Origin of the sequence: Streptomyces sp. NPDC091371 (assembly GCF_040684275.1) — a bacterium.
Lineage (GTDB): Bacteria > Actinomycetota > Actinomycetes > Streptomycetales > Streptomycetaceae > Streptomyces.
Genome location: NZ_JBFBFP010000009.1, coordinates 60,170 through 85,219, shown reverse-complemented (window position 1 = coordinate 85,219; position 25,050 = coordinate 60,170). Strand labels below are relative to the sequence as shown.

The window sequence follows — 25,050 nt, the reverse complement described above, 5'->3', positions numbered from 1 at the left end:
CTTAGACGGGATCTAGGTCAGTTCGTGTCCGCTTTCGCTGGCAATGTGGATCGCATGACCGATACTCCGGCACGGCTGTTCTCCCTGCTGTCCCTCCTCCAGACCCCGCGCGAATGGCCCGGGAGCGAACTGGCGCAGCGGCTCGGGGTGAGCGCGCGGACCATCCGGCGGGACATCGAGCGGCTGCGGGACCTCGGCTACCCGGTGGAGGCCACACTGGGCGCGGAAGGCGGCTACCGGCTGGTGGCCGGGGCCGCGATGCCGCCGCTGCTCCTCGACGACGAGGAGGCCGTGGCGATCGCGGTGGGGCTGCGGGCGGGCGCCGGGCACGCCATCGACGGGATCGAGGAGGCCTCCGTACGGGCCCTGGCGAAGCTGGAGCAGGTGCTTCCGTCGCGGCTGCGGCACCGGGTGGGCGCGCTGCAGTCGGCCACGACCGCGCTGACGCGGGGGGACGGGGCGAGCGTGGACCCGCGGACGCTGACGACGATGGCCGCGGCGGTGGCGGGCCCGGAGCGGCTGCGGTTCGCCTACCGGGCGGCGGACGGGGCGGAGTCGCGGCGGCTGGTGGAGCCGTACCGGCTCGTGAGCACGGGGAGCCGGTGGTACCTGGTGGCGTACGACCTGGAGCGCGAGGACTGGCGCACCTTCCGGGTGGACCGGGTGCGGGAGCCGTTCGCGACGGGTGCGCGGTTCGCGGGGCGGGCGCTGCCGATGGACCCGGAGGAGTTCGTACGGCGGGGCCTGCGGGGTGGGGGGACGTACGTGGTGGAGGCCGCCTTCGCGGCGGCGGCGGAGGGGCTCCCTCCGTGGCTCCGTGCCGTCGCCCTCCCGGGCGGGGGGCCGGAGACGGTGGTCCGCTTCGAGAGCTCGGACGCGCCGGAGTGGCTGGCGGCGCGGCTGGCGCTGGTCGGCGTGCCGTTCACTGTGCGGGAGCCGGGCGCCCTGCGGGCGGCGGCGGGTGAACTCGGGGCGCGGCTTGCCGGAGCCGGCGGGTCGGCCGGCTGAGCCCCGCTCCGCGGAACCACACGGGGCTCCGCCCCGTACCCCGCGAAATCCAGCCCCTCCGGCGTTTGAGGAGCGGGGTCTGGGGCGGAGCCCCAGAGGGTGAGGGGAGCCCCGGCACCTGGGGGGGTGGTACCGGGGCTCGTTCTCGGGTGGGCCGGCCGCGCTAGGCCGCGGCGTCGAAGCCCGTGTCCCGCGCCATCCGCTTCAGCTCCAGCAGCGCGTGCTTCTCGATCTGGCGGATCCGCTCGCGGGTCAGGCCGTGCTGCTTGCCGACCTCCGTCAGGGTCCGCTCGCGGCCGTCCTCGATTCCGTACCGCATCTTGATGATGGACGCGGTGCGCTGGTCGAGCTTGCCGAGCAGGTCCTCCAGTTCCTCGCTGCGCAGCAGCGAGAGCACCGACTGCTCGGGGGAGATCGCGGAAGTGTCCTCCAGGAGGTCGCCGAACTGCGTCTCGCCCTGGTCGTCCACCGACATGTTCAGGCTGACCGGGTCTCGCGCCCAGTCCAGGACGTCGCCCACGCGCTTCTCCGTCGAGTCCAGCTCGGCGGCGATCTCGGCGTGCTCCGGGTCGCGGCCGTTCTCGCGGTTGAACTCGCGCTGGACGCGGCGGATCCGGCCGAGTTCCTCGACCAGGTGGACGGGGAGGCGGATGGTGCGGGACTGGTCCGCGATGGAGCGGGTGATGGCCTGGCGGATCCACCACGTGGCGTACGTGGAGAACTTGAAACCCTTCGCGTAGTCGAACTTCTCGACCGCGCGGACCAGGCCGGCGTTGCCCTCCTGGATGAGGTCGAGGAGCGGCAGTCCGCTGCGCGGGTAGCGGCGGGCGACGGCCACGACGAGGCGGAGGTTGGAACGGATGAAGACTTCCTTGGCGCGCTCGCCTTCGGCGGCCAGCGCCTCCAGCTCCTCGCGTGCGGGAGCGTCGCCCTTCCGCTCCATCTCGCCGTCGAGGATCTGCTGGGCGTACACGCCCGCCTCGATGATCTGCGAGAGCTCCACTTCCTTGGCGGCGTCGAGCAGCGGGGTGCGCGCGATCTCGTCCAGGTACATGCCGACCAGGTCGCGGTCTGCGATCTCCCCGCCCACAGCGCGTGCGCTGCTCGTGGACTGACGACGGGCGACGGCGCGGGTTGCCATGCGTGCTCCCTTGCGATGAGTTCGGTCGCGGTGCGGTGCGGCTGCCGGACTTGGACACTCTCCCGAGTGCCCGCTTCCGAAGGAAACAACGACTGGAATCGGGACAGAATTCCCACGCCGCTCCCTCCTTTTCGAGATCTTGCAGTATCCTGCCCCGCCACGAGAGGGGGACGGATGTCGCAGGACTTCGAGGACGTGCAGGTCAGGCCCGGAACGGAGGCCGATCTGGCACCCCTCACGGGCGTGTACAACCACTACGTCCGTGAGACCGCCGTCACATTCGACACGGCCGTTTTCACCCCGGAACAGCGCCGCCCATGGCTGCACTCCCACCCTGAAGACGGCCCGCACCGGCTTCTGGTTGCCTGGACTGGCGATCGAATGGCCGGATACGCCACAAGCAGCCCATTCCGCCCGAAACCGGCGTACGCCTCGTCGGTGGAGGCGAGCGTCTACCTGGCTCCGCACGCGGTCGGCCGCGGCATCGGGACCGTGCTGTACGAGGCCCTCTTCGCGGAGCTGGCCAAGGAGCCGGTGCACCGTGTCTTCGCCGGGATCGCCCTGCCGAACGAGGCCTCGGTACGGCTCCACGAGCGCTTCGGGTTCCGGCGCGTCGGGGAGTTCACGGAGGCGGGTTGGAAGTTCGGGCGGTACTGGGACGTGCGGTGGTACGAGAAGCGGCTGGGCGACCACCCGTCCGGTGCGGGTGCGGGCCCCTCACGGGGGTGACACCTCTTCCGTCAGGTCGCTCTTGTGGGTGATCGCGAGATCGGGCCACCACGATTACGGTCGGGCTATGGAACCCAAGGAGCGGGCTGCGTTAGCCGCGCCGTTCGTTGCGCCCGGCCCGCCCGGTGTGTCGATCCGTGACCGTCTCAAGGGCCTAACGGATGCCGATGAGAAGGTGTTGCGGCTGGTAGGGGCGTATCTGGGGGCGCTGGCCGGGCGCGATCTCAAGACCCGCTGTTCGGATGGTCTGGAACATTCGAACAAGTCGTGGGCCAGGCGCAAGCGCGATCTGACCCCGTTGTCGTCGTCGCGTTGGGCCGGCAGCCTGACCAAAGCGACGCATGACCAGTGGGCACTGTCTCGCCGCGCTCAAGCCGCGCACCTGACCGGGCTCGATACGGGAATCCACATGCTGCGCCATCGTCTATCCCTCCCCATCGGGGAGAAGGGCACCAAGCGCGCTCCCGGCGGGTACCGGTCGAAACGTGAGTGGTTCACGAAGTCCCGCCGCCTGGCGTGTCTGGAGGAACGCCGCGAGCAGATCGCTGCAGACCGTGAGGCCGGTCGGGTCCATGTCGTGCGCGGCGGCAGGAAGCTGGCAAACACTCGCCACAACTTGACGGCCGCAGGTCTCACGGAGCCTGAGTGGCGGGAGCGGTGGGATGCAGCTCGCTGGTTCCTGTCCGCAGACGGCGAGTCCGGCAAGAGCTTCGGGAACGAGACCATCCGGGTCAGCCCGGCAGGTGAGGTGAGCATCAAGCTGCCGACCCCGCTCGCCGCGTACGCCAACAGCAGGAACGGTCGCTACACGCTGACAGCCAAGGTCGCCTTCCCCCGCCGGGGCACGGAGTGGCGTGACCGCGTGTGCGCGAACCGTGCAGTGGCATACCGCATCCACTACGACACTTCACGGGCCCGCTGGTATCTGGATGCGGCCTGGACACGGCCCGTCGTGCAGTCACTCCCCCTGGCGGCGGCCCAAGCCAACGGTGTCGTCGGCGTGGACACCAATGCCGATCACTTCGCCGCCTGGCGACTCGACTCCCATGGCAACCCCGTTGGCGAACCCCACCGCTTCCCCTACGACCTCACCGGTACCGCTTCCCACCGGGACGCCCAGATGCGTCACGCCATCACCCGCCTCCTCCACTGGGCACAGCGGTGCGGCGTTCGGGCCATTGCCATCGAGGACCTCGACTTCAGCCAGGAGAAAACCCGCGAGAAACACGGCCGGAGGAAGAAGTTCCGACAGCTCATCTCTGGCATCCCCACCAGCAAACTCCGCGTACGGCTAGCATCCATGGCCGCCGAACAGAACCTGGCGATCGTCGCGGTCGACCCCGCCTACACCAGCATCTGGGGCGCGCAGCACTGGCAGAAACCCATGGCCACACCCCACCGCACCACCACCCGACACGATGCCGCGAGCATCGCGATCGGACGACGCGCCCTCGGGCTCCCGATCCGGCGACGGATGGCACCGCCCCACGACGACCGGAGTGATCGTCGTGGGCATCGGACCGTCCAGGCCGAACCGGGCGCCCGAGGGCGTGAGGAAACCCGACGCCGTATTCCCGGACCACGCACACGATGCGCGCAGCCCGGACGCGGAGCGAAAGCGGGGGACCAGCACGCCCAGCACCGTCCGGGGCGTGCGGCTGACGGAGGTCGGTCCTGGCATCAGGACCCACTCCCACTCAGTCCCCAAGAACGGTTCATCGAGGTGTCACCTAGCCGAACTGGAGAGAGCGCTTCGAGAGGCCCATCCAGAAGCCCGTCACCGCATCGCGGCGGGCGGTGAGGTCGCCGGAGGCTTCGGCCGCGCCGAGGGTGACGAAGAGGGGGGCGAAGTGTTCCGTGCGGGGGTGGGCCAGGCGGCCCGAGGGGGATTTCGCCTCGAAGTCGAGCAGGGAGTCCAGGTCTCCCGACGCGAGGGCCTCGTGACCCCAGGCGTCGAATTCGGCGGACCATGACGGGATGCCGGCATGGCGGAGAGCCGCCAGGTTGTGGGTGAAGAAGCCGCTGCCGACGATCAGGACGCCCTCGTCCCGCAGCGGGGCGAGCTTGCGGCCGATGTCCATCAGGCGGCGCGGGTCCAGGGTGGGCATGGATATCTGGAGCACCGGTATGTCCGCCTCCGGGAACATCTCGACGAGCGGGACGTACGCGCCGTGGTCGAGGCCGCGGTCCGGGATGTCCTGGACGGGGGTGCCGGGAGCCTTGAGGAGTTTGCGGACCGCGGCGGCGAGCTCCGGGGCGCCGGGGGCCTCGTAGCGGACCCGGTAGTAGTGCTCGGGGAAGCCCCAGAAGTCGTAGACGAGCGGGATCATCTCCGTGGCGCCGAGGGCCAGCGGGGCCTCTTCCCAGTGGGCGGAGACCATCAGGATCGCCCTGGGGCGGGGCAGGGCGGCCGACCAGGCGGCCAGTTCGCCGGGCCAGACCGGGTCGTCGGCGAGCGGCGGCGCCCCGTGGCTGAGGTAGAGCGCCGGCATCCGGGTGTGCGGCGCGGTCGCGTCCGTGGGGGTCATGGGGGCGCTCCTCCGTGGTCGGTGCGGGGCTGCCCGAAAAGACTAACCCCGCTTGGTTCAAATTTGAACCAAGCGGGGTGGTCAGTCATTCCCGCACGCGCGCCGCCGTCAGTGGGCGATCACCGGGACCTTGACCTCGGCGTCCGAACCTCCGCCGGAGGCCACCACGCCGCCCGCGCCCGGACGGCCCGTGTTGATCAGCGTCAGCGCGATGGCCGCGCTCGCGAGCAGGATGCCGACGGCCCACCAGATCGCCGAGGCGTAGCCCTCGACCATCGCCTGCGCCTGGACGAGCTGCCCGGCCGGGCCGCCCGCCGCGGCCTCGGCCGCGTGGTCGGTGAGGTACGCGGTGGTCGCCGAGGCGGCGATGGTGTTCAGCAGCGCGGTGCCGATGGCGCCGCCGACCTGCTGCGAGGTGTTGACCATCGCGGAGGCGACACCGGCGTCGGCCGGGTCCACCCCGTGCGTGGCCAGGGACATGGCCGGCATGAACGCCGTGCCCATGCCGAGGCCCAGGAGGAGTTGGGCGGGCAGGATGAGCGCCGGGTACGAGGAGCCGACCTCCAGCTGCGTCAGCAGCAGCATGCCGGTGGCGGCGACCAGGAAGCCCGGGCCCATCAGCAGGCGCGGCGCGACGCGGGTCATCAGGCGGGCGCCGATCTGCGTGGAGCCCGTGATCATGCCGACGATCATCGGCAGGAAGGCGAAGCCGGTCATGACGGGCGAGTAGCCCTTCACGACCTGGAGGTAGTAGGTGAGGAAGAGGAACAGGCCGAACATCGAGATGACGGCGAGGCCCAGCGAGAGGTAGACACCGCCGCGGTTGCGCTCCAGCAGGACCCGCAGCGGCAGCAGCGGGGACTTCACCTTGGACTCGACGAAGACGAACGCCGCGAGCAGCGCCGCCGAGGCGACGAACATGGCCACGGTCACGGAGTCCGACCAGCCGGCGGACTCGGCGCGGGTGAAGCCGTAGACCAGCGCGACCAGACCGAGCGTGGAGAGGACCACGCCGGGGATGTCGAGCGGGGCGCGGTTGCGGCCGCCCGCGGGCTCGCGGATGACCATCCAGGCGCCCACGGCCGCGACGATCGCGAACGGGATGTTGACGAAGAACGTCCAGCGCCAGTTGAGGTACTCGGTGAGGAAGCCGCCGAGGATCAGGCCGACGGCGCCGCCGCCGCCCGCGATCGCACCGTAGATGCCGAAGGCCTTGGCGCGCTCCTTGGCGTCGGTGAACATGACGGCCAGCAGCGAGAGCGCGGCCGGTGCGAGCAGTGCGCCGAAGGCGCCCTGGAGGGCGCGGGCGCCCAGCATCATGGCCTCGCCGTTGGCGGCGCCGCCGAGCGCGGAGGCCAGGGCGAAGCCGGTGAGGCCGACGATGAAGGCGTTCTTACGGCCCCACTTGTCGGCGATGCGGCCGCCGAAGAGGAGCAGACCGCCGAAGGCCAGCGCGTACGCGGTGATGACCCACTGGCGGTTGCCGTCGGAGATGCCGAGGTCGGTCTGGGCGGACGGCAGGGCGATGTTCACGATGGTCGCGTCGAGGACGACCATCAGCTGGGCCAGGGCTATGAAGACGAGTGCCTTCCAGCGGCTGGGGTCGGCGGCAGCCTGCGGCGGTGTCGCGGCTGTTTTTGACATGGGGGTACCCACTTCACGGTGCGGAATGACTGGAATTCAGTGAAAAAGGATATTTGGGCCGGACTTGTGAGTCACATGGTTTTCCGCCTCAGGTCCTCCAGCGTGGCCGCCGAACCGGGCAGCACGGAGCGGGCCGGAGCCCTCAACCCGTCGAGGAAGAGCTGGAGATGGCGGTGGGTGAACCGGTCGGTGTCGAGGCAGTCGGTGCCGGGCAGGGGGCGGCTGAGCTGGGACAGGGCGACCATCAGGTCGCCGACGCCGATGTCCGCGCGGATCAGCCCCGCGTCCTGACCGGCGGTCAGCAGGGTTTCGACGGCCGCCTCCAGGGAGGCGCGCGCGTCGAGGAGTTCGGGGTGGTCGCGGTCGAAGCCCTCGGAGAGCATCGGGCACAGGGCGCCGATCCGCTCGTCCGCGGCGGCGTGCGTGAAGCGGCACAGGGCCGCGAAGGCGTCGGGCTCCTCCGCGAGGGAGGCCTCGGCGGAGGCGGTGACCTTGGCCATCACGAACAGCACGACCTGGTGGATCAGGGTGGGGCGATCGGGGAAGTGCCGGTAGAGGGTGGCGTTGCCGATCCCCGCCCGGCGGGCGACCTCGTCGAAGGGGGCGCCGCAGCCGAACTCGACGAACATCTCGCGGGCGGCCGTCAGGATGCGCTCGCGGTTGCGCACGGCGTCGGCCCGCGGCCGCGGTACCGCGCGGGGCACCGGCACTGCCGCGGGCTCGGTCGCGGGGGTGGTGCGGGCGTCCCCCGTGGCCGGGGACGGGTCCGGGAGCGCCAGGTCCACGGGGATCCCGGGGGCGGCGGGTGCCGCCTGGGCTGTGGTGGGGCGCTTCATTCCGGGGCCTCCCTGGCGCTGTGATCCGTACGGCCTCCCCGAAGCGGGGAGCTTGTCCCCACTTCGTGGGACTCCCGTACAAACGGGGAAACGATCCCCGGTTATTTCACTCGCCCGCGTGAGCTGGATCACACGGCGTTCCACGTTCGGACGCCTCCGGCGCGCGGCCGTGCCGGAGCCGTCAGAGGGTGATCGAACAGAGCGCAGACCGGGCAGGTCCGGCTGCCGCGGACCCGAAGGCGATCTCCATGCCGCAGACGCGCCACCGGATACGCAAGCCCCGCCGCACCAGCGCGTACATCAGCATCACCGCGCTGGCCCTCGGCGTCACGGCGACCGCGAGCGCCGGGATATCCAGCCGCGGCCAGTCCGCGTCCGGCCCCGTGGCCACCACCGCCGAATCGGCCCTCGCGCCGTGCCGGATCGCGGGAACGATGGGCGTACAGATGTCCGAGGGGATGCCGACCCCGCCGGGATACTCCCGCTCGACCGGCGAGGTCCGGGCACTGAACCTGATGATCGACTTCCCCGACGCCAAGGGCGAGGGCACGGCCGCGGACCGGCTCGCGGAGTTCTTCCCGCAGACCTCCGACTGGTTCCGCACCAGCTCCTACGGGCGGCTCACCTACCGGGCCGAGGCGCCGATAAGGAACTGGCTGCGGATGCCGATGCCCTTCGCGCAGTACGGGATCGAGCGCGGCTCCGCGTACGAGCCGGGCTACCGGCAGCTCGTCGAACACATCGCGAAGGCCGCCGACCCCGACGTGGACTTCAGCCGGTACGACCTCATCAACATCCTGGTCACGCCGAACGCCGGGCCGTCCGCCCTGGACACCGTCCTGTCGGTGACCTTCTCGGGCAACGGCGAGGCGCCCGTCGCCGACGGCGTGCCGCTGGCCAACACGTCCTTCGTCTACAGCCGGCAGGACGACGGCTCCGGCACCTACCGGGAGACCGGCTACCGGGTGCTCCCCCACGAGAACGGGCACGTCTTCGGCCTGCCCGACCTCTACACCTCCGACGGCGGGGGCACGGTCGGGCACTGGGACATCATGAGCGAGGACTGGGGCGCCAACAACGACCTGCTGGGCTGGCACAAGTGGAAGCTGGGCTGGCTGGACAGCACACAGATCAGCTGCGCGGCGAAATCGGGCACCAGCGACCACGTCCTGTCGCCGCTGGCCGTGGAGGGCGGGACGAAGCTGGCCTTCATCCCCACCTCGGAGAGCGCCGGATACGCGATAGAGGTGCGCACCCGGGCCGGGAACGACGAGGCCGTCTGCAAGCCGGGCGTCCTCATCTACAAGGTCGACTCCGACGTGGACACCGGGCACGGCCCGGTGACGGTCTCGGACAGCGCCGACGCGAGCGGGGGCTGCACCCGGCGGCCCAACGTGCACGCCGAGCTCTCCGACGCGCCGTTCCGGCCGGGCGAGACCTTCACCGACGAGAAGGCGGGCATCAGCGTCTCGGTGGTCGGTGAGCTGCGCAACGGCAGCTACCAGGTCCGGGTCATCCGCCCCTGATCCCCCTGGCGACCGGCCCGCCAGGTCCCGACCTCCGGCCCCCGGCGCGGGCGGCGCCGGGCGGCGAGGGTGGAGGGCGCAATGCCCACACCACCGCGATGGAGGGAGACCCCGTGCAGGCCCTCGTGCTGCGCCGGACCGCGGGCGGGAGCGGCGGCGAGCCCGCCGTGGCCGGCCTGCCCGTCCCCGAGCCCGGTCCGGGCGAGGTCCTCGTACGGACCACCGCCGCGCTCGTCTGCGCCTGGGACGGGCACCCGCCCCCGGCAGAACCCGGCCCGCTCGGGCACGAGGCCGTCGGCGTGGTCGAGGCGGCCGGACCCGGTGTGCCCCGCGCCCTGATCGGCCGGCGCGTCTGCGCCGAGGGGCACGGGCGGCTCGCGGAGTACTTCCGCGCCCCGGCCGCCGACCTGGTCCCCCTCCCCGGCTCCGTCACCGACCACCAGGCCCTGTACGCGGCCGGGGCGCCGGCCACCGGCTTCGAGGCGGCCGAGGAGGCGGCGCCCCGGGCCGGCGGCACCATCGCGGTGTTCGGGCAGGGCGCGGTCGGACTCAGCGCCACCGTGGCGGCCGGGCGGCTGCGCGGAGCCCGGGTCATCGCCGTCGAGCCGGAGATCAAGCGGCAGCGCCTCGCGCTGCGCTTCGGGGCGGACGTGGTGGTGGACCCGGCCCACGAGGACACGGCCGAGCGGCTGCTGGAGCTGACGGGCGGGGCCGGCGCGGACTGCGCGATCGTGGCCACCACCGGGCGCGGGGTGCGCCGGGGATTCCCCAGAAAAGAGAAGAGCACCCCGGGCCGTGGCCGGGGTGCTTCTTCGCCGCGCGCACCGCGCAGATCGGGCCTTAGTAGTCGATGCGGTCGGTCTTGGCCAGCCACGCGTCGAACGGAGCCGTACGGTTCGGCAGGTCGAGCTGCTCGATCGACATCGGCCAGGCGTCGGAAGCCTTCTTCTCGAGCAGGTCGTAGAACCGGCGGTCGTCGAAACCGGCCACCGCGGCATCGTCACGGTCGGCGGCGAAGATGATCCGGTCGACTCGCGCCCACAGGGCGGAGGAGAGACACATCGGACACGGCTCGCACGAGGTGACCAGGACGCAGCCCTCGAGGGAGAAGGTGCCGAGCTTCTGGCACGCGTTGCGGATCGCGGTGACCTCGCCGTGCGCCGTCGGGTCCAGGTTGGAGGTGACCTGGTTGTTCCCGGGTGCGATGATCTCGCCGTCCTTGGCGATCAGCGCGCCGAACGGACCGCCGCCGTTGGCCACGCTCTCGGTGGCCAGTCTGATCGCCTCGTCCAGCCAGGCCTGCTCAAGCGCCTGCGTGCTGGTTTCGTGGGTCTGCGCGGTCATGGTCGCTCCTCTTGGAGATGGTGGGGATTCCCCGGCTGCCAGGCCCGTACGGGACGGGGCTCCCGGGGCAACCGGTGGGGGCTGCGGATGTCGGAACGACGAGGCACCGACGTTGTTCTCCGCTGCGACCGGGGTGGGGTCGGGTTCGACCCGGTCATGCTGCGGAGGGCGTTCACTACCGCCGGGGTGGCGGACGACGGCAGGGCCGTGCGTTTATGACTGGCGGCTCACTTCGATAGTGCGCCGACGGCGCCGCACGGCACTCTCGGCCCCGAGCGGAGCGGGCATGGCTTCCGTCCGGAACCTCCCCACGGGGGAGGCCGGCATGGGCGCGGCAAACATACCGGAAGGGGACATTACGTCACGATTCGGATGAATACCCGCGGTAGCGGTGACACCCGGATCAGGCCGGACGGTCTCGATCTCCCGCCCACGACCAATCTCCCAGTCAAGACTTTTCCTTCGTTTGGCGAACACCGGCATCACACGAGCACCTCTCGACCCTGATGGTGCTGCGGACACGGCACGCGCATTTCCCTGCTTCATTGCGACTTGTGAGGAGTACACAGCCAACCGGGAGGAGACAGATAGGGGTGGAAAACATGAAAACTCCGCAGGCTGAGACCTCCTCTTCGTAGACATCTACAAGACAGGGTCCGCTCCCGATGCCTCCTCTGGTGGATACTCCAGCCCCGGTTCTTCTCGGCCAGAACGGCGATACGGAGTCAGCCACATGCGGTCAACAGCCCGACAGGGAGTGCGAGTTCGACGCACGCGTGGCTGAAAGTGGAATGCCGAAACCACCCCGCCCGGGGGCCCCGATCCGGGCTGAACGATCAGATCACGCCAGCAGCCGCCAGAGCTGTCCAGAACCCGCCGACCGAAAAGAACCCGCCAGTAGGGAGTAGGTCACATAGCCCCCGAAGCCGACATCCGGCACCTGAAAACCGGGCCACGGAGCCCCGACCTGATCCGCTACGCTGTCCCCGGGCCGGCCTCACGGCAGCCCAGGACACCCACCGTCCCGCCTTCGTAGCTCAGGGGATAGAGCACGGCTCTCCTAAAGCCGGTGTCGCAGGTTCGAATCCTGCCGAGGGCACGAACCGAGGACCCCCGACCGCGTCAGGTCGGGGGTCCTCGTCGTGCGCCCTGTGGTTTCATGGCGGACGTGTCGCGTGACGCCGCCTACTGAGAAGTGGGCCGGGCGGTGGTTGGGCAGGCACTTGTCTCGAAGGGCCGGGCCCATGGGCTTCCACGCCGCCGGCTACGGGTGATCTCCCCCGGTTGTCTCGCTGCCATCGCACGCGCACACACCGTGAGGAATCCACACTCCGTGTCATCGTTCAATCAAGCTGTCATCGAAGAGTTCAGGGCCAACGCCGGCCAGGTCGGCGGGCCCTTCGAAGGTGCCGAGCTGGTGCTGCTCACCACCACCGGGGCCAGGTCCCGGAAGCCGCACACCGTCCCGCTCGGCCTCGTACGGGAGGAAGCCGGCGGGGAGCCGTTCGTGCTCGCCTCCGCCGCCGGGGCCGACCGGCATCCCGACTGGTACGGCAATCTGCTCGCGCACCCCCTCGTGGAGGTCGAGACCGGAACCGAGACGTACGAGGCCGTCGCCGTGCCCGCCGAGGGGGCGCGGCGGGCCGAGCTGTTCGCGCTCGCCGTGCGCGGGGCGCCCGGGTACGGGGAGTACCAGGCGCGGACCGCGCGGGTGATCCCCGTCGTGGGCCTCCAGCGCACGCACGCGGCGGCCCCCGGCGAGGGCGGGATCGCCGGGAAGGTGCTGGAGGTGCACGGCTGGCTGCGGGCCCAGCTGGCCCTCGTACGCGACGAGGCGGCGCGGGCGGGCGGACCGGCCTCGCTCGGGATGCAGCTGCGCCAGCACTGCCTGGCGTTCTGCCACTCGCTGGACTTCCACCACCGGAGCGAGGACGGGGGCCTGTTCCCCTTCCTGGAGCAACGGCATCCGCACATGCGGGAGTTCTTCCGCCGGCTCGACGGCGAGCACCGCACCATCGCCCGGCTCCAGGAGGAGCTGGTGCGTGCGCTGGACGGGCCCGGCGGCGGGTTCAGTGCGCGGGTGGAGCCGCTGAGCCGGGAACTGGAGGCGCATCTCGACGCCGAGGAGGCGCACCTGCTTCCCGTACTGCGGGCGCTGGAAGCGTGACGCGGGCCTCGGCGCCCCCCGCCTCGCGGTTGCGGAAGGTGAGGGTGGCGCCGAGGGTGCGGGCCTGGCCGGAGGCGATGGTCAGGCCCAGGCCGTGGCCCTTGTTCATGCCCTCCGTACGGAACCGCTGCGGGCCGCAGGTCAGCAGGTACGCCGGGTAGCCGGGGCCCGCGTCGGTCACGGTCAGGGTGGGGCCGTCCACCGTGACCGTGACCGGGGCCGCGCCGTGCTTGTGGGCGTTCGCGATCAGGTTGCCCAGGATGCGGTCCAGGCGGCGCCGGTCCGTCTCCACCTGCGGGGAGGAGAGCACGGTGAGGGCGGTGTCGGTGCCGGAGGCGCGGATCGTGCGCGCCGCGACCTCGGCCAGGTCGTACGAGTCCAGCTCCGCGCGCTCGCTGCGGGTCTCCAGCCGCGATATCTCCAGCAGGTCCTCCGTGAGCGCGCGCATCGCCCGCACCCGGTCCCGGACGAGTTCCGCAGGGCGGCCCGGCGGCAGCAGTTCGGCCGCCGCGATCAGGCCGGTCAGCGGGGTGCGGAGCTCGTGGGCCACGTCGGCCGTGAAGCGCTGTTCCGCTTCGAGCTTGGCCTGGAGGGAGGCGGCCATCGTGTCCAGGGCGCGCGAGACGGCCGCCACCTCGTCGCGGGAGCGCGCGGAGTCCTCGACCCGCGCGTCCAGGTCGCCCGCGGTGATCCGGCGGGCCACCTGGGCCGTCTGGTGCAGCCGCCGGGTGATCCGGGTGACGCCGAACGCGCCGATGACGAGGGTGCCGCCGATGGCCAGCCCCGAGGAGCCGAGGATGGCCCGGTCCAGCTCGGCGATGGTGCGCTCGCTGCCGGTGAAGTCCACGGAGACGGCTATGGCGGTGTCGTGGTCGGCGGGGGCCGCCGCCCACATCGCGGAGCGGCCCCGGTGTTCGCCGACCGCCGTGCCGCGCTTGCCGCTCACGGCCAGTGCGCGCAGGTCGGCGGGCAGGCCCACGGGGTCGATGCCCTCGCCGCGCGCCGTGCGCCCGCCGGTCTCGTACTCCTTGATGACCCGTTCCAGCTTGCCCAGGGCCTTCTCGCGGGCCGTGGTGACCGTCTGGTGGGTCATCGCGCCGTGCACGAGACCGCCGAGGAGGGCGGCGAGCCCGCAGCACATGAGCGTGATGAAGACCGCGGCCTTCCAGGTGAGGGTCGAGGTCCAGGCGGGCAGACGTGGGCGGGGGCGCGGGGTCATCGGCTGGGCTCCGACAGGTTGCGGATGATCTGTGAGGTGATCGTTCCCGGTCGGTTCACGGTAATACGCGGGGCCCGGGGGGCGACGGGCGGCCTCCGGGCGGCGCCGGATCAGGCCACGAGGTCGGCGTAGAAGATCACGTTGTTGGTGCGGTGGCCGTCCTTGATCTCGCCGCCGCAGGTGAGCAGGCGCAGCTCGGGGCGGTCGGTGTCGCCGTAGACCTTGCCGGTGGGGAAGTCCTTCTTGTTCACGTCCTCGATCTCCCGGATCTTGAACGTGGCCGTCTTCCCGTCCTCGCGCGGCACCTCGACGAGGTCGCCGAGCTTGATCTTCTTGACGTCCTTCATCAGCGCCGGGCCGTGCCGGGTGTCGAAGTGCGCGACGAGTACGGAGACGCCCTTCTCGCCGGGGGTGACGCCCCCGGTCCACCAGCCGGGGCTGTTCGCGTCGGTGTCGGCGTCCGGCACGCCCAGCTCGCCTGTGGCGGCGTCCACCGTGAGGTCGACCATCTTCTTCGCGTCCACACCGGCCGCCTCGACCTTCATCCCGGTCGGCTTCGACCTGGGGAGGGCGGGGGCGCCCCCGGGCGCCGGGGCGGGGGCGGCGGTGCTGCCGACCCTGGGATCGGGCACCGGCTTCGGCGCGCCGCAGGCGGCGAGGCCGCCGGTGACCGCGACGGCGAGGGCCGCGGCCGCGACGAAGCGGGTCGGGCGGGCGGGGACGGCGGTGCGGGTCATGGAGTACTCCGGGCAGGCGCGGTGCCCGAGCCCGCCGGACGGACGCACCACGCGCCCGCCCGCGGCGCACCGGGCTGGGTGACGGGAAGGGGGCCGCGCCGGCCGCGGCAACCGGGTGGCCGCGACGGGCGTCGGGTCGCGGCCGGTACGCCCGCAGGCCGGTAGGACCAGCGGGCCGGTTTCGGGCCCGGCCCGCGACACAACCGATGCTACGAGCCCCATGTGTGCGCATTCCATCGGCTATGTAACGGTCATCCGGATACCGCCCCGCGAAGCCGTCAAGATCCGGGGCAGGGCCGAGGCCCCCGGCCGCAGACGCACGAAAGCCCTCCCGGCCATGAACCGGAAGGGCTCCGCCACCTCGAATCAGCTCAGGCCGCTACTGCGTTCGCCGATGCGGTCACCCTGCGGAGTGCCGGCCCGCTTGAGCGCGGCCTTGGTGTGCAGTCCGCCCTTCACCTTGCTCCGCAACGGCCCCTCGAAGCCGTGGCCCTGCGTGCGCGGCAGCACCCGATCCTGCGCCTGCGCCCTCGCGATGGCTGCCCGGACATCCTGCTTCTGCTCTTTGGTCATCCCGTCGTCAACTCCCTCGGGAAGCACAGCACCCAATCGGACTATTGGGATCGTATGCAGATATGCGGACGAACGCACCCGGACCGACGTTAAAGAATTACGGATCACGGAGCCGGCCGCGGCGGCGGCCCCAGCGTCCGGTGGATCAGCTCCTCCGGGCACGGCGTCCCCCGCGGCAGCTGGTACTTCGCCCCCACCTGGTACTCCCCCGGCGCCGGGGCCAGCAGCTCCGTCCACACGTCCCCGGCCGCGTCCGGGGCGGCCTTGAAGAGGCAGCCGGCCGTGTTCGCGTACTCCTTCGGGAGCGAGCTCCCGGCCCCGCTCCGCGCCCTCGACGCGAAGCTCTCCTCCGGCGGCGGCACCGGCTTGCCCGCCTTGTCCACCAGCCCCAGCCACGGCGAGTGCGGGATCCGCACCAGCACCCGCCCGGCCACCTTCACGTCGATGACCAGCCGGTCCGCGCTCGCCCGCACCACGGTCGCCGGCCCGGCCACCAGACCGGTCGGCTCGTGGACCTTGAACAGCTGCCAGTTCGCGTCGCCCCACACCTGCTGGAGGTACGGGAGCCCGCCGCGCACCAGCTTCGCCTCGGATTCCCCGCCCGAGTCGGGTTTGTCGGCGGGCAGCACCACGTAGTGCACGGCCCAGCGCTCCAGCCAGGCCCGGTAGCTGTCGGCGTTCAGGGTGTCGTCGTAGAAGAGCGGGTTCCGCTCCAGGTCGGCCTGCCGGTTCCAGCCGCGCGCGAGGTTCACGTACGAGGGGAAGGCGGAGGACTCCCTGTGGCTGCTGGCCGGGACCACCTCGACCCGGCCGCGCTCGGCGCCCGCCTTCTTCAGCTGGTCGACGAGCGGGGCCAGCTCCCGGTTCCAGGCGGCCACCGGGGTGGTGCGGACGACGTCCGTGACGCTGTTCGTGGTGATCCAGGCGTTCAGCCCGGCGAAGGCCAGCAGCAGCGCGTACCAGCGCCGCGAGCGCGGCACCGCGTACGGCAGCGCGGCCAGGAGCACGGCCCCGCCGAACAGCATCACCAGCCGGGTGACGTTGGAGCCGACCTGCGAGTCGATCGCCCAGGTCAGGAAGACCCCGACGGCATAGACCCCCGCGGAGAGCCGGACGGTCCGCCACCGCTCCGGTACGAGGAAGAGGACCGCGAGCGCGAACACGAACGGCAGCCACGCCGAGCCGAACTTCATGGGCTGCGTCCCGGAGAAGGGGAACAGCCACGCCGACAGCCCGACCACGGCCACCGGAGCCAGCCCCAGCGCGTACGCACCCGGGCGCCGCCCGCTCAGGAACAGCGCGGCCGCGACCACCCCGAGGAACAGCCCCGCCACCGGACTGGCCGCGGTCGCGAGCCCGGCCAGCGGAGCGGCCACCGCGGCCTTGGCCCAGCGCCGCTCCGACCACTTGCGGGGCCAGCAGAAGACGGCGGCGACCGCACCGAGCCCGAACATCACGCCGAGCGCGAAGGTGACCCGGCCCGACAGGGCGTTGCACAGCAGCCCGTACACCCCCGCCAGGGCGGGCCACAGCGGCTCGCGGACGGCCCCCCGGCAGCGGGTCAGGACCAGCGCGAGCAGGCCGGCCGAGACGGTGCCCGCGATCATCAGCGTGGTCCGGACGCCGAGCACGTGCATGAGGTACGGCGAGACCACGCTGTACGAGACGGGGTGCATGCCCCCGTACCAGGCGAGGTTGTACGCGGAGTCCGGGTGCCGGCCGACGAACTCGGCCCACGCGTCCTGCGCGGCCAGGTCCCCGCCGCTGTTGGCGAAGCTGAAGAACCAGACGACGTGCAGCAGCCCCGCGACCACCGTGGCCACGACCACCGGATTGCGCCGGGCCCAGCCGAGGACGGGCGGCCGGACGTCGCCGCCGGCCGGCGGCGCGACCACCTCGCGCTCGCGCACACGCCGGTCCTGCCGCTCAGCGGTGGTCACAGCCGTACTCCCCACATGAGTCCACGCCCGCGCACGCGCACGTGCGCACGCCCCCGTCCGCTAGACGCGATCCGGCGCCCCGGGGTTGCCCGGGACGCCGGATCCGCGCTCTCACCGACGGTCAGCCGACGCGCGTCAGCTTGCTGCCGATGCCGGGCGCGACGAGGTCGTCCTTCAGCGCCACGGGCACCTTCACCTGACTCGCGCCCTCACCCACGGTCAGCACGCCCATCTCGGTGCCGGCCTTCGCGGTCTGCGGGATGGCGCCGGCGCCGTCCGAGAGCTTCACGTTGACGGTGAGCGAGGCCCAGCCGATCGCCTGCACGTCGGCGGTGGCCACGACCGGCGCCTGGCCGCCAAGGCCGTCGTCCACGTAGCCGACGACTTCGCCCTTCTTGACGACGACCGCGCCTTCGAGGGCCTTCTGGGTGGCGAGCATCAGCTGCTTGCTCGCCGCGATGACGCTGTCGATGATCGGCGGCTTGTGCTGGCCGAGGACGGCTCCGACGATCAGCTGGTTGGTGCCGCCGATCTTCTTCTGGGCGGCGAAGAGGAGGTTTCCGCCGGCCTTCGTCGTCGTACCGGTCTTGATGCCGAGCGAGTCGTTGACCGGGACCAGGCCGTTCCAGTTCCGCCAGGTCTTGCCGTACGGGTCGACCCAGTTGGGCTTCTTCGTGATGTCGAGCAGCACGTCCATCTCGACGAGCTTCAGGCCCAGCTTGACCTGGTCCTCGGCGGTGCTGACCGTGGTCGCGTCCAGACCCGAGGGGTCGGTGTACGTGGTGTTGGTCATGCCGAGTTCCTTGGCGGTGTCGTTCATCTTCTTGACGAACGCCTCCTGGGAACCGGAGTCCCAGCGCGCGAGCAGCCGCGCGATGTTGTTGGCCGACGGGATCATGAGGGCGGCGATCGCGTCGTACTCCGTGATCTTGTCGCCCTCCGTGACCGTGTCGAGGGTGGACTCGTTGTCGGTCGCGTTGTTCTTCTTGCCCTCGGTCTCCGCCGTCTTGTCGACGTCGATCATCGCGCCCTTCTCACCCTTCTTGAAGGGGTGGTCGCGCAGGATGATGTACGCCGTCATCGACTTGGTGACGCTGGCGATCGGGACGGGCTTCTGCTCGCCGGACTGGCCGAGCGTGCCGAGGCCGGCGGCGGCCATGTAGGCCTGGCCCTCGCTGGGCCAGGGCAGCTCGGGCTTGGAGCCGCCGAAGGTGTACGAGGACTTCGCGGTCATCACGAGCTTCGGCTGGGGCAGGGGGCGCACCAGCTGGACGACGGCGAGGATGATCGCCAGCAGGACGACGATCGGCGCGTAGATCTTGAACCGCCGGATCGCCGTGCGCAGCGGGCTCGGCGGCGGGGGCGGGTTGTTCGTGAGGTCCGCGAGCAGGTCGAGCGGCGGCTTGGGCGGCAGCGGCTGCTGCATGGTCCGCTCACTGCGGTCCGCGGTGGGCTCCGCCGGTGTGGGGGGCTTGGGCGCGCTCGGCGCGGCCGGCGGCTTCGGCTGCTGCCCGGGGCCGTCGCCGCGCAGCGGTACGAACGTACTGTCCTTCGGCACCCGGAAGGCCGCGGTCCGCTCACTGTCACCCGGCCCACCCGCGGCGGGCTTCGGGGCGGCGGGAGCCGAACCGGAACCCGGCTTCCCGGCAGCGAGGGCCGCACCCGGCGCGGGCTTCACGCCGTCGGCCGCCCCGGCCGCGGGCTTCGCGGCACCCGAAGCGGAACCAGGCTTCACGGCCCGGAACACAGCCGTGCGCTCACTGTCGGCCGGCTCGTCGGCGACGGGCTTCACGGCGTCAGCCGCCGCCCCTTCCGAGGCAGAACCGGAACCCGGCTTCCCGGCACCAGAGGCCGGCCCGGCCGCGGGCTTCACGGCCCGGAACACGGCCGTGCGCTCGCTGTCGGCCGGCTCATCGGCGACCGGCTTCGGAACAGCGGGAGCCGCAGGCTTCGCGGCGTCAGCGGCCGCCCGCTCCGGGGCAGAAGCGGAACCCGGCTTCGGGGCAGCGGGGGCCGCACCGGGCGCGGGCTTCGCGGCGTCGGCCGACCCGGCCGCAGGCTTCGCGGCGCCGGAAGCGGAACCAGGCTTCGAGACCCGGAAAACGGCCGTGCGCTCGCTGTCGGCCGGCTCGCCCGCGGCGGGCTTCGGCGCGTCAGCAGCCGCCCCCTCCGGGGCAGAAACGGAACCCGGCTTCACGGCCCGGAACACGGCCGTGCGCTCGCTGTCGACCGACTGATCGGCAACAGGCTTCGGAACAGCAGGAGCCGTAGCAGCCGCAGGCTTCACGGCGTCAGCCGCCGCCTCGCCCAGGGCAGAACCGGAACCCGGCTTCGCGGCAGCGGGGGCCGCCCCCGGCGCAGCGTCATCCGCATCACCGGCCGGCTCGGCCGCGGGCTTCGCGGCGTCGGAAGCGGAAGCAAGCTTAGAGACCCGGAACACGGCCGTGCGCTCGCTGTCGGCCGGCTCGCCCGCGGCGGGCTTCGCCGCCTCGCTCGGGGTCGGGACGGAATCCGGCTTCCGGGCAGCAGGGGTCGTACCGGGCGCGGGCTTCGCGGCGTCGGCCGGCGCCTCGTCCGAGGCGGATTCCGGTTCGGCCTGTCCGGAGGACCCGGCGTCGGTCGTGGCGACCCAGGCCGCCACCGCCTCCCGCAGCGGATCCCGCCCACCGGCACCGGTCGCGCCCTCGCGCTCCCGCTCGGCAGGAGCACCGGCAGCGGCACCGCCCTCGGCCTCGGCCTCGGCAGCACGCTCCGTACCGGCGCCACCGGCAGCGGCTGACTCGGGCTCAGGGTCCCTCGGCCGCAGTACCGACAGCCTCGGGTCGCGCGCCTCGGAGGACTCCACCGCCCCCGGCGTTCCTTCATCTACCGACTTGTCGGGGGACTCGCCCGCCACCGTTCCTCCTCCATCGACGCCACGACCGGTTGTCCGAATGTCTAACAGTGTCCCGTCTCGGGGGCATCGCCCCCGTGCTAGACGAGAACGACATAGCTGCGGGTTCCCCCACAAAGCAGGCAGGCGCTCTCGACAGATGAATGTGAGAGGCGTCACCCTGTCACTCATCCACGCGGGGAGGCATGGATGGGCAGGAGCCGCAGAACAATTCCGGAGGAGCTTCTGCTGCTCGCCTTGGACCCGACCACGGGCACCACGGCGCAGCCGCAGTCGCTCGACCTCGGCCTGGCCGGGGCACAGCTAGTGGAGCTGGCTCTGGCAGGACGGATAGCCCCTGACGGGGATCGTATCGCCGTGGTGATGCCACGGCCGACAGGAGATCCGACTCTGGACTCCGCACTGGAACTGCTGCGCAGGCGCGGCAGCCCGGTACGGGCCGTTCACTGGATCGGTGGACCCCGGCTGGGGCTCCGCCAGATTTACCTCGCGCACCTGGAGCGCTGCGGCATGGTCCATGCCGTCGCGGGACAGATGTGCGGCGTGTTGCCGACGACTCGCTACCAGGCGACCGACACGGCGATCAGCCGGGAGATCCGTGCCCGGCTGGACACGGCGATCCGCACCGGTGTCCCACCGGACCCGCGGACCGCGGCGCTCGCCGCCCTGGCCCACGCGGTCGGACTCGGCAAGCACCTGTACCCCGGCAACGAGGGGCGGTCGTCCAGGTCCCGGCTGCGGGACCTGATCCGGCACGACCCGATGGGCGGTCTCGTGGCGCACGCCGTCATGGACGTCCAGAACGGCGTGGCGGCACAGCCGCGCCGCGACCGCGCACCGGCCCAGCCGGCCGCCCGGGCCACGGCGAGCGGTGTTCCGCTGCAGCCGCGCCGGACGGGTGCGATGGCCCGCGCGGCCGCGCACTGATCGAGCTCCACCCGTTCGAGAGCCACCAGCGCGCGGGGTGGCGGGTCCGGTTCGCCGGTCCCGCCACCCCGCGCGTCTGCTTTTCCCTGCCGTTCCCGGCCGTTCCCCAGCGGCGCCGCACGCTTCGGTGGCAGTCTGCTCAAGACCAGACACGCAGAGAGACAGCTGCTGCACGACAGAAGAAGGCGGAGGTGCCGTTCACGTGGCGTCCAATGTCAATCCCACCGTCCGACGCCGCCGACTGGGCATGGAGTTGCGCAAGCTCCGCGAGGACAAGGGCATGACGGCCGAGCAGGTCGCCGAGCGCCTGCTCGTCTCCCAGTCCAAGATCAGCCGGCTGGAGAACGGCCGCCGTTCCATCAGCCAGCGCGACGTCCGCGACCTGTGCGACGTGTACGAGGTCGAGGACCGCCGGCTCGTCGACTCCCTCATGCAGATGGCGAAGGACTCGCGCCAGCAGGGCTGGTGGCACGCCTTCGGCGACATCCCGTACAGCGTCTACATCGGCCTGGAGACGGACGCCGCCAGCCTGCGCACCTACGAGCCCCTGGTCATCCCGGGGCTCCTCCAGACCATGGAGTACGCCCAGTCGCTCGTCCGCGGCGCCTGGCCCGAGACCGCGCCGACCGACGTGGAGAAGCGCGTCCAGGTCCGCATGCAGCGCCAGAAGCGCCTGTCCGAGACGGACAACAACAATCCCGAGCTCGGCCCGCTGCGCCTGTGGGCGGTCATCGACGAGGCCGCGCTGCGCCGCCGGGTCGGTGACGCGCAGCTGATGATCCGGCAGCTGGAGTACTTGATAGAGCAGTCGGAGCAGCCGCACGTGACCGTGCAGGTGATGCCCTTCTCGCTGGGCGCGCATCCCGGGGTCAACGGCCAGTACGCCATTCTGGAATTCCCGGACGCCGCCGACTCGACCGTCGTCTACATCGAGGGCGTGACGAGCGACCTCTATCTGGAGAAGGCCAACGACGTCCAGAAGTACAGCGTGATGTACGAGCACCTGCGCGCGCAGGCGCTCAATGTCGACCAGACCCGTGAGTTCATCTCCGGGATCATCGACCAATACGCGGGAAAAAGTGACTAGACCTCAGGAATCGGGCGGGGCGCGAAAGTGGATCGGTAAGGTACACCGTCACTCCCCGGCCGCAGAAGGCCTGATCGGAATATGCCACTCGGTCGGGTGAACGGCCTCTTCACCCGTCCGGAGCTGCGGGTAGCGTCGTTCCGGTCAGCCGAAAACCGGCCGACGCGACACCGGAACCACTCGCTGAACCGGAGAGAAACATGGCTATTCGCCAGGGCGCCACGGACAACTGGACCAAGTCCTCCTACTCCGCCAACGGCGCCTGCGTCGAGGTCAAGTCCCCCGTCATGGAGGCCATCGCCGTCCGCGACTCGAAGGTGCAGGACGGTCCGTCCCTCACCTTCGCGCCCGGCTCCTGGACCTCGTTCGTCGCCGACGTCACCGAAGGACGGATGGGACGCCTCGCCTGAACGTCGCGGCATGCGTCCCAACCACCCCGTCAGTACGACCACCAGCACCACCAGCACCACCGACTGGAGCCCTCTCGACCGGCACGCCGTCCTGGCCGAGGGGGCTCGGCCATGTCCGGCTACCGCAGCTGGTCGACGTACCGGTCGGTCCCCGGCACCGTCGGGATGAACGGCGCCACCAGCTCCACCCGCCCCAGCCCCGCCGCCGCGACCTCCGCGTCCAGTCCCTGGAAGCGGTCCCAGCAGGTCCGCGGATCGGCTTCGAGGAACCAGAGCAGCGTGAGGCGGGTGTCGACCCCCTCCACCTGCTTGACGTAGGTCATCCGGTCGCCGGGCAGCGGCGTCGGCCGGAAGACGGTCACCATCGCGGCCGGTGACCCGTGCAGCCGCTTCGGCAGCGCGCTCGACCGCAGCCATTCCAGCAGCTCGGCCCGCTGCTCCGGCCCGTCGGCGTCGACGACCTGGACCACGAGTCCCGCGTACGGGTGGTCGAGGGCGTGGAAGTCGCGGGGGCCGGCGGCGCCGTCGCGGTAGACGGTGGCCTCGTGGTCCTGGAAGGACGTGAACACGTGCGTCCGGTCCTGGTAGACCCGGCCGTCGCGGCCCAGGCGCTTGTTGATGCCGACGGTCCACTTCATGTGCTCGTCGTAGCGGCCCTCGGTGACCCAGTACGTCGAGATGTAGCAGCCCGCCGTGACGGGCTGGGCGACGGCCGACTTCTCCGGGTAGCGCAGCTCCTGGAGTTCGCGGGTCGCCACCCAGCGGCGGCCGGCGTACATCCAGGGCATGGCCATGGCGCCGGCGTAGTAGTGGTCGTCCTCGTACCAGCGGTTGTACGCGAACTCGTGGCCCGGGTGCGGTTCCACCATCGTGATGAGCGCGTGGCCGGGGCGGACGCCGTAGGGGCCGACGGCCGCGAGGTCGGCGTAGTCCTCGACGCGGGTGTCCTGCTGCCTGTCTGTCGTCATGGGACCGGTCTAGCTGATGCGACGTCAGATCGGGAGGGGTCGGGCGCCCGCCGGTTCACGACCTGATACATGCATGCCATATACAAGCTTCTGTGGTTACGATGCGCGCACCCGAATCCCGAGGAGCCACCGTGCCTGCCGCCGCCGCCACTCCCGCTTCCGTCACCGCGCCCCCCTCGTTCGCCGCCCGGGCCACCTCCGTGGAGGGGTCCCCCGTGCGCGAGATCCTCGCGCTCACCCAACGCCCCGGGGTGATCTCCTTCGCCGGCGGCCTCCCCGCACCCGAACTCTTCGACACCGAGGGCCTGCGGGCCGCGTACGACGCCGCGTTCGCGACGTCCGCGCGGCGCGCGCTCCAGTACTCCACCACCGACGGCGACCCGGAACTGCGCGCGGCCGTCGCCGCCCGGGCCACCGCGCGGGGGCTCGCGACGGACGCGGACGACGTACTGATCACCTCGGGCTCCCAGCAGGCGCTCACGCTCATCACCGCCGCCCTGGTCGAACCCGGCGACGTCGTCCTGGTCGAGAACCCCACCTACCTGGCGGCGCTGCAGTGCTTCGGGCTGGCGGGGGCGCGGGTGGTGCCCGTGCCCTGCGACGAGGAGGGCATCGTCCCGGAGGCCCTCGCCGACCTCGTCGGGCAGGAGCGCCCGAAGCTGCTCTACACGATCCCCACCTTCCAGAACCCGACCGGCCGCACCCTGCCGGCCGGCCGCCGGGCCGCGGTCGCGGAGATCGCGGCCCGCATGGGGCTGTGGCTGGTGGAGGACGACCCGTACGGAGACCTCCGCTACGAGGGCGCGGACGTCCCCTGGCTGGCCGCGCACCCCGGGGCGGAGGACCGTACGGCGCTGCTCGGGAGCTTCTCGAAGATCATGGCGCCGGGGCTGCGGCTGGGCTGGCTGCGGGCGCCGGCCGCGCTGCGCCGGGCCGCGGTGGTCGCCAAGCAGGCGGCCGACCTCCACACCTCGACGGTGGACCAGCTGGCCGCGGCCCGCTACTTCGCCGCGGTGGACCTGGACGCCCACATAGCCACGGTCCGCACGGCGTACCGGGCCCGCCGCGACGCCCTGCTGGCGGGCCTCGGCGACGCCCTCCCGGCGGGCTCCTCGTGGAACCGGCCCGAGGGCGGCATGTTCGTCTGGGCCCGCCTCCCCGAGTTCCACGACGCGGCGGCCCTGCTCCGCGCGGCGATATCCCGCCAGGTGGCCTTCGTCCCCGGAGCCCCCTTCTTCACGGGCTCCCCGGACCCGCGCACCCTGCGCCTGTCCTTCTCGACGCACACCCCGCAGGAGATCGCGGAGGGCGTCTCCCGTCTGGGCGCGGCCCTGGCGGACCACGGGCTGCGTACGGGCTGACGGCCGGCGCGG

General features: G+C 71.7%; 20 protein-coding genes, 1 tRNA gene and 1 pseudogene. 11 read left to right on the top strand and 11 right to left on the bottom strand.

Features of this window, described 5'->3' with window-relative positions; genetic code table 11:
- Positions 1-54: 54 nt before the first annotated feature.
- Positions 55-1,008, top strand: coding sequence for a YafY family protein (locus AB0O21_RS13240; protein WP_365170274.1), 954 nt, complete (start codon positions 55-57; stop codon positions 1,006-1,008).
- Between the two features lie 163 nt (positions 1,009-1,171).
- Here AB0O21_RS13240 and AB0O21_RS13235 read toward each other — a convergent pair whose 3' ends face one another.
- Positions 1,172-2,149 (bottom strand): sigma-70 family RNA polymerase sigma factor, encoded by a 978-nt coding sequence (locus tag AB0O21_RS13235; RefSeq protein WP_365170271.1) that lies wholly within the window; start codon positions 2,147-2,149, stop codon positions 1,172-1,174.
- A gap of 174 nt (positions 2,150-2,323) precedes the next feature.
- Here AB0O21_RS13235 and AB0O21_RS13230 point away from each other — a divergent pair, with 174 nt between their 5' ends.
- Both AB0O21_RS13230 and AB0O21_RS13225 read left to right on the top strand, forming a co-directional pair.
- Positions 2,324-2,878 carry an N-acetyltransferase family protein gene (locus AB0O21_RS13230; RefSeq protein WP_365170269.1) on the top strand — a complete coding sequence of 185 codons (555 nt, stop codon included), beginning with the start codon at positions 2,324-2,326 and terminating at the stop codon, positions 2,876-2,878.
- A gap of 67 nt (positions 2,879-2,945) precedes the next feature.
- On the top strand, positions 2,946-4,679 hold the full coding sequence (locus AB0O21_RS13225) for an IS200/IS605 family accessory protein TnpB-related protein (protein ID WP_365170266.1): 1,734 nt from the start codon (positions 2,946-2,948) through the stop codon (positions 4,677-4,679).
- On the opposite strand, the gene AB0O21_RS13220 is transcribed toward AB0O21_RS13225, so the two are convergent.
- The 3 genes from AB0O21_RS13220 to AB0O21_RS13210 form a co-directional block, all read right to left on the bottom strand.
- Complete coding sequence (locus AB0O21_RS13220; RefSeq protein WP_365170263.1) at positions 4,609-5,406, bottom strand: class III extradiol ring-cleavage dioxygenase; 798 nt, start codon at positions 5,404-5,406, stop codon at positions 4,609-4,611. The genes AB0O21_RS13225 and AB0O21_RS13220 overlap by 71 nt on opposite strands.
- A 108-nt stretch (positions 5,407-5,514) precedes the next feature.
- The gene (locus AB0O21_RS13215) at positions 5,515-7,050 is read right to left on the bottom strand and encodes an MFS transporter (RefSeq protein ID WP_365170260.1); all 1,536 of its coding nucleotides are present in this window, start codon (positions 7,048-7,050) and stop codon (positions 5,515-5,517) included.
- A 71-nt stretch (positions 7,051-7,121) separates the two neighbouring features.
- Entirely contained in the window at positions 7,122-7,886 is a 765-nt protein-coding gene (locus AB0O21_RS13210) for a TetR/AcrR family transcriptional regulator (RefSeq protein ID WP_365170257.1), read from the bottom strand.
- Positions 7,887-8,134: 248 nt separating this feature from the next.
- Here AB0O21_RS13210 and AB0O21_RS13205 point away from each other — a divergent pair, with 248 nt between their 5' ends.
- Positions 8,135-9,412 carry a M6 family metalloprotease domain-containing protein gene (locus tag AB0O21_RS13205; protein WP_365170254.1) on the top strand — a complete coding sequence of 426 codons (1,278 nt, stop codon included), beginning with the start codon at positions 8,135-8,137 and terminating at the stop codon, positions 9,410-9,412.
- A 98-nt stretch (positions 9,413-9,510) separates the two neighbouring features.
- Positions 9,511-10,095, top strand: a pseudogene (locus tag AB0O21_RS13200) (alcohol dehydrogenase catalytic domain-containing protein); the annotation flags it as partial.
- 157 nt (positions 10,096-10,252) lie between these two features.
- Here the strand turns inward: AB0O21_RS13200 and AB0O21_RS13195 are convergent.
- A complete protein-coding gene (locus AB0O21_RS13195) occupies positions 10,253-10,756 on the bottom strand; it encodes a nucleoside deaminase (RefSeq protein ID WP_365170252.1) in 504 nt (167 codons plus the stop codon).
- Positions 10,757-11,782: 1,026 nt separating this feature from the next.
- On the opposite strand from AB0O21_RS13195, the gene AB0O21_RS13190 reads away from it, so the two are divergent.
- Both AB0O21_RS13190 and AB0O21_RS13185 read left to right on the top strand, forming a co-directional pair.
- Positions 11,783-11,855, top strand: a tRNA-Arg gene (locus tag AB0O21_RS13190).
- A 234-nt stretch (positions 11,856-12,089) separates the two neighbouring features.
- Complete coding sequence (locus AB0O21_RS13185) at positions 12,090-12,923, top strand: nitroreductase/quinone reductase family protein (RefSeq protein WP_365170249.1); 834 nt, start codon at positions 12,090-12,092, stop codon at positions 12,921-12,923.
- Here the strand turns inward: AB0O21_RS13185 and AB0O21_RS13180 are convergent.
- From AB0O21_RS13180 to AB0O21_RS13160, 5 genes are all read right to left on the bottom strand, one after another.
- A complete protein-coding gene (locus tag AB0O21_RS13180; protein ID WP_365170246.1) occupies positions 12,826-14,142 on the bottom strand; it encodes a HAMP domain-containing sensor histidine kinase in 1,317 nt (438 codons plus the stop codon). The two genes, AB0O21_RS13185 and AB0O21_RS13180, sit on opposite strands and share 98 nt — an antisense overlap.
- Positions 14,143-14,252: 110 nt before the next feature.
- The gene (locus AB0O21_RS13175; RefSeq protein ID WP_365170243.1) at positions 14,253-14,879 is read right to left on the bottom strand and encodes a sortase; all 627 of its coding nucleotides are present in this window, start codon (positions 14,877-14,879) and stop codon (positions 14,253-14,255) included.
- 366 nt (positions 14,880-15,245) lie between these two features.
- Positions 15,246-15,452 carry a hypothetical protein gene (locus tag AB0O21_RS13170; RefSeq protein ID WP_365170240.1) on the bottom strand — a complete coding sequence of 69 codons (207 nt, stop codon included), beginning with the start codon at positions 15,450-15,452 and terminating at the stop codon, positions 15,246-15,248.
- Positions 15,453-15,556: 104 nt separating this feature from the next.
- Entirely contained in the window at positions 15,557-17,347 is a 1,791-nt protein-coding gene (locus AB0O21_RS13165; RefSeq protein WP_365170636.1) for an MFS transporter, read from the bottom strand.
- Positions 17,348-17,513: 166 nt separating this feature from the next.
- On the bottom strand, positions 17,514-19,127 hold the full coding sequence (locus AB0O21_RS13160; protein WP_365170238.1) for a D-alanyl-D-alanine carboxypeptidase: 1,614 nt from the start codon (positions 19,125-19,127) through the stop codon (positions 17,514-17,516).
- Positions 19,128-20,474: 1,347 nt separating this feature from the next.
- Between AB0O21_RS13160 and AB0O21_RS13155 the strand changes: the two genes are divergently transcribed.
- From AB0O21_RS13155 to AB0O21_RS13145, 3 genes are all read left to right on the top strand, one after another.
- Positions 20,475-21,212 carry a GPP34 family phosphoprotein gene (locus tag AB0O21_RS13155; RefSeq protein WP_365170235.1) on the top strand — a complete coding sequence of 246 codons (738 nt, stop codon included), beginning with the start codon at positions 20,475-20,477 and terminating at the stop codon, positions 21,210-21,212.
- A 202-nt stretch (positions 21,213-21,414) separates the two neighbouring features.
- Positions 21,415-22,299, top strand: coding sequence for a helix-turn-helix transcriptional regulator (locus AB0O21_RS13150; protein ID WP_365170232.1), 885 nt, complete (start codon positions 21,415-21,417; stop codon positions 22,297-22,299).
- Between the two features lie 200 nt (positions 22,300-22,499).
- Positions 22,500-22,709 carry a DUF397 domain-containing protein gene (locus tag AB0O21_RS13145; protein ID WP_365170229.1) on the top strand — a complete coding sequence of 70 codons (210 nt, stop codon included), beginning with the start codon at positions 22,500-22,502 and terminating at the stop codon, positions 22,707-22,709.
- Between the two features lie 119 nt (positions 22,710-22,828).
- Here the strand turns inward: AB0O21_RS13145 and AB0O21_RS13140 are convergent, their stop codons facing one another.
- Positions 22,829-23,677, bottom strand: a complete 849-nt coding sequence (locus AB0O21_RS13140) for a hypothetical protein (RefSeq protein WP_365170226.1) — start codon at positions 23,675-23,677, stop codon at positions 22,829-22,831.
- Between the two features lie 101 nt (positions 23,678-23,778).
- On the opposite strand from AB0O21_RS13140, the gene AB0O21_RS13135 reads away from it, so the two are divergent.
- Positions 23,779-25,038, top strand: a complete 1,260-nt coding sequence (locus AB0O21_RS13135; RefSeq protein ID WP_365170223.1) for a PLP-dependent aminotransferase family protein — start codon at positions 23,779-23,781, stop codon at positions 25,036-25,038.
- The last annotated feature ends 12 nt before the right edge of the window (positions 25,039-25,050 follow it).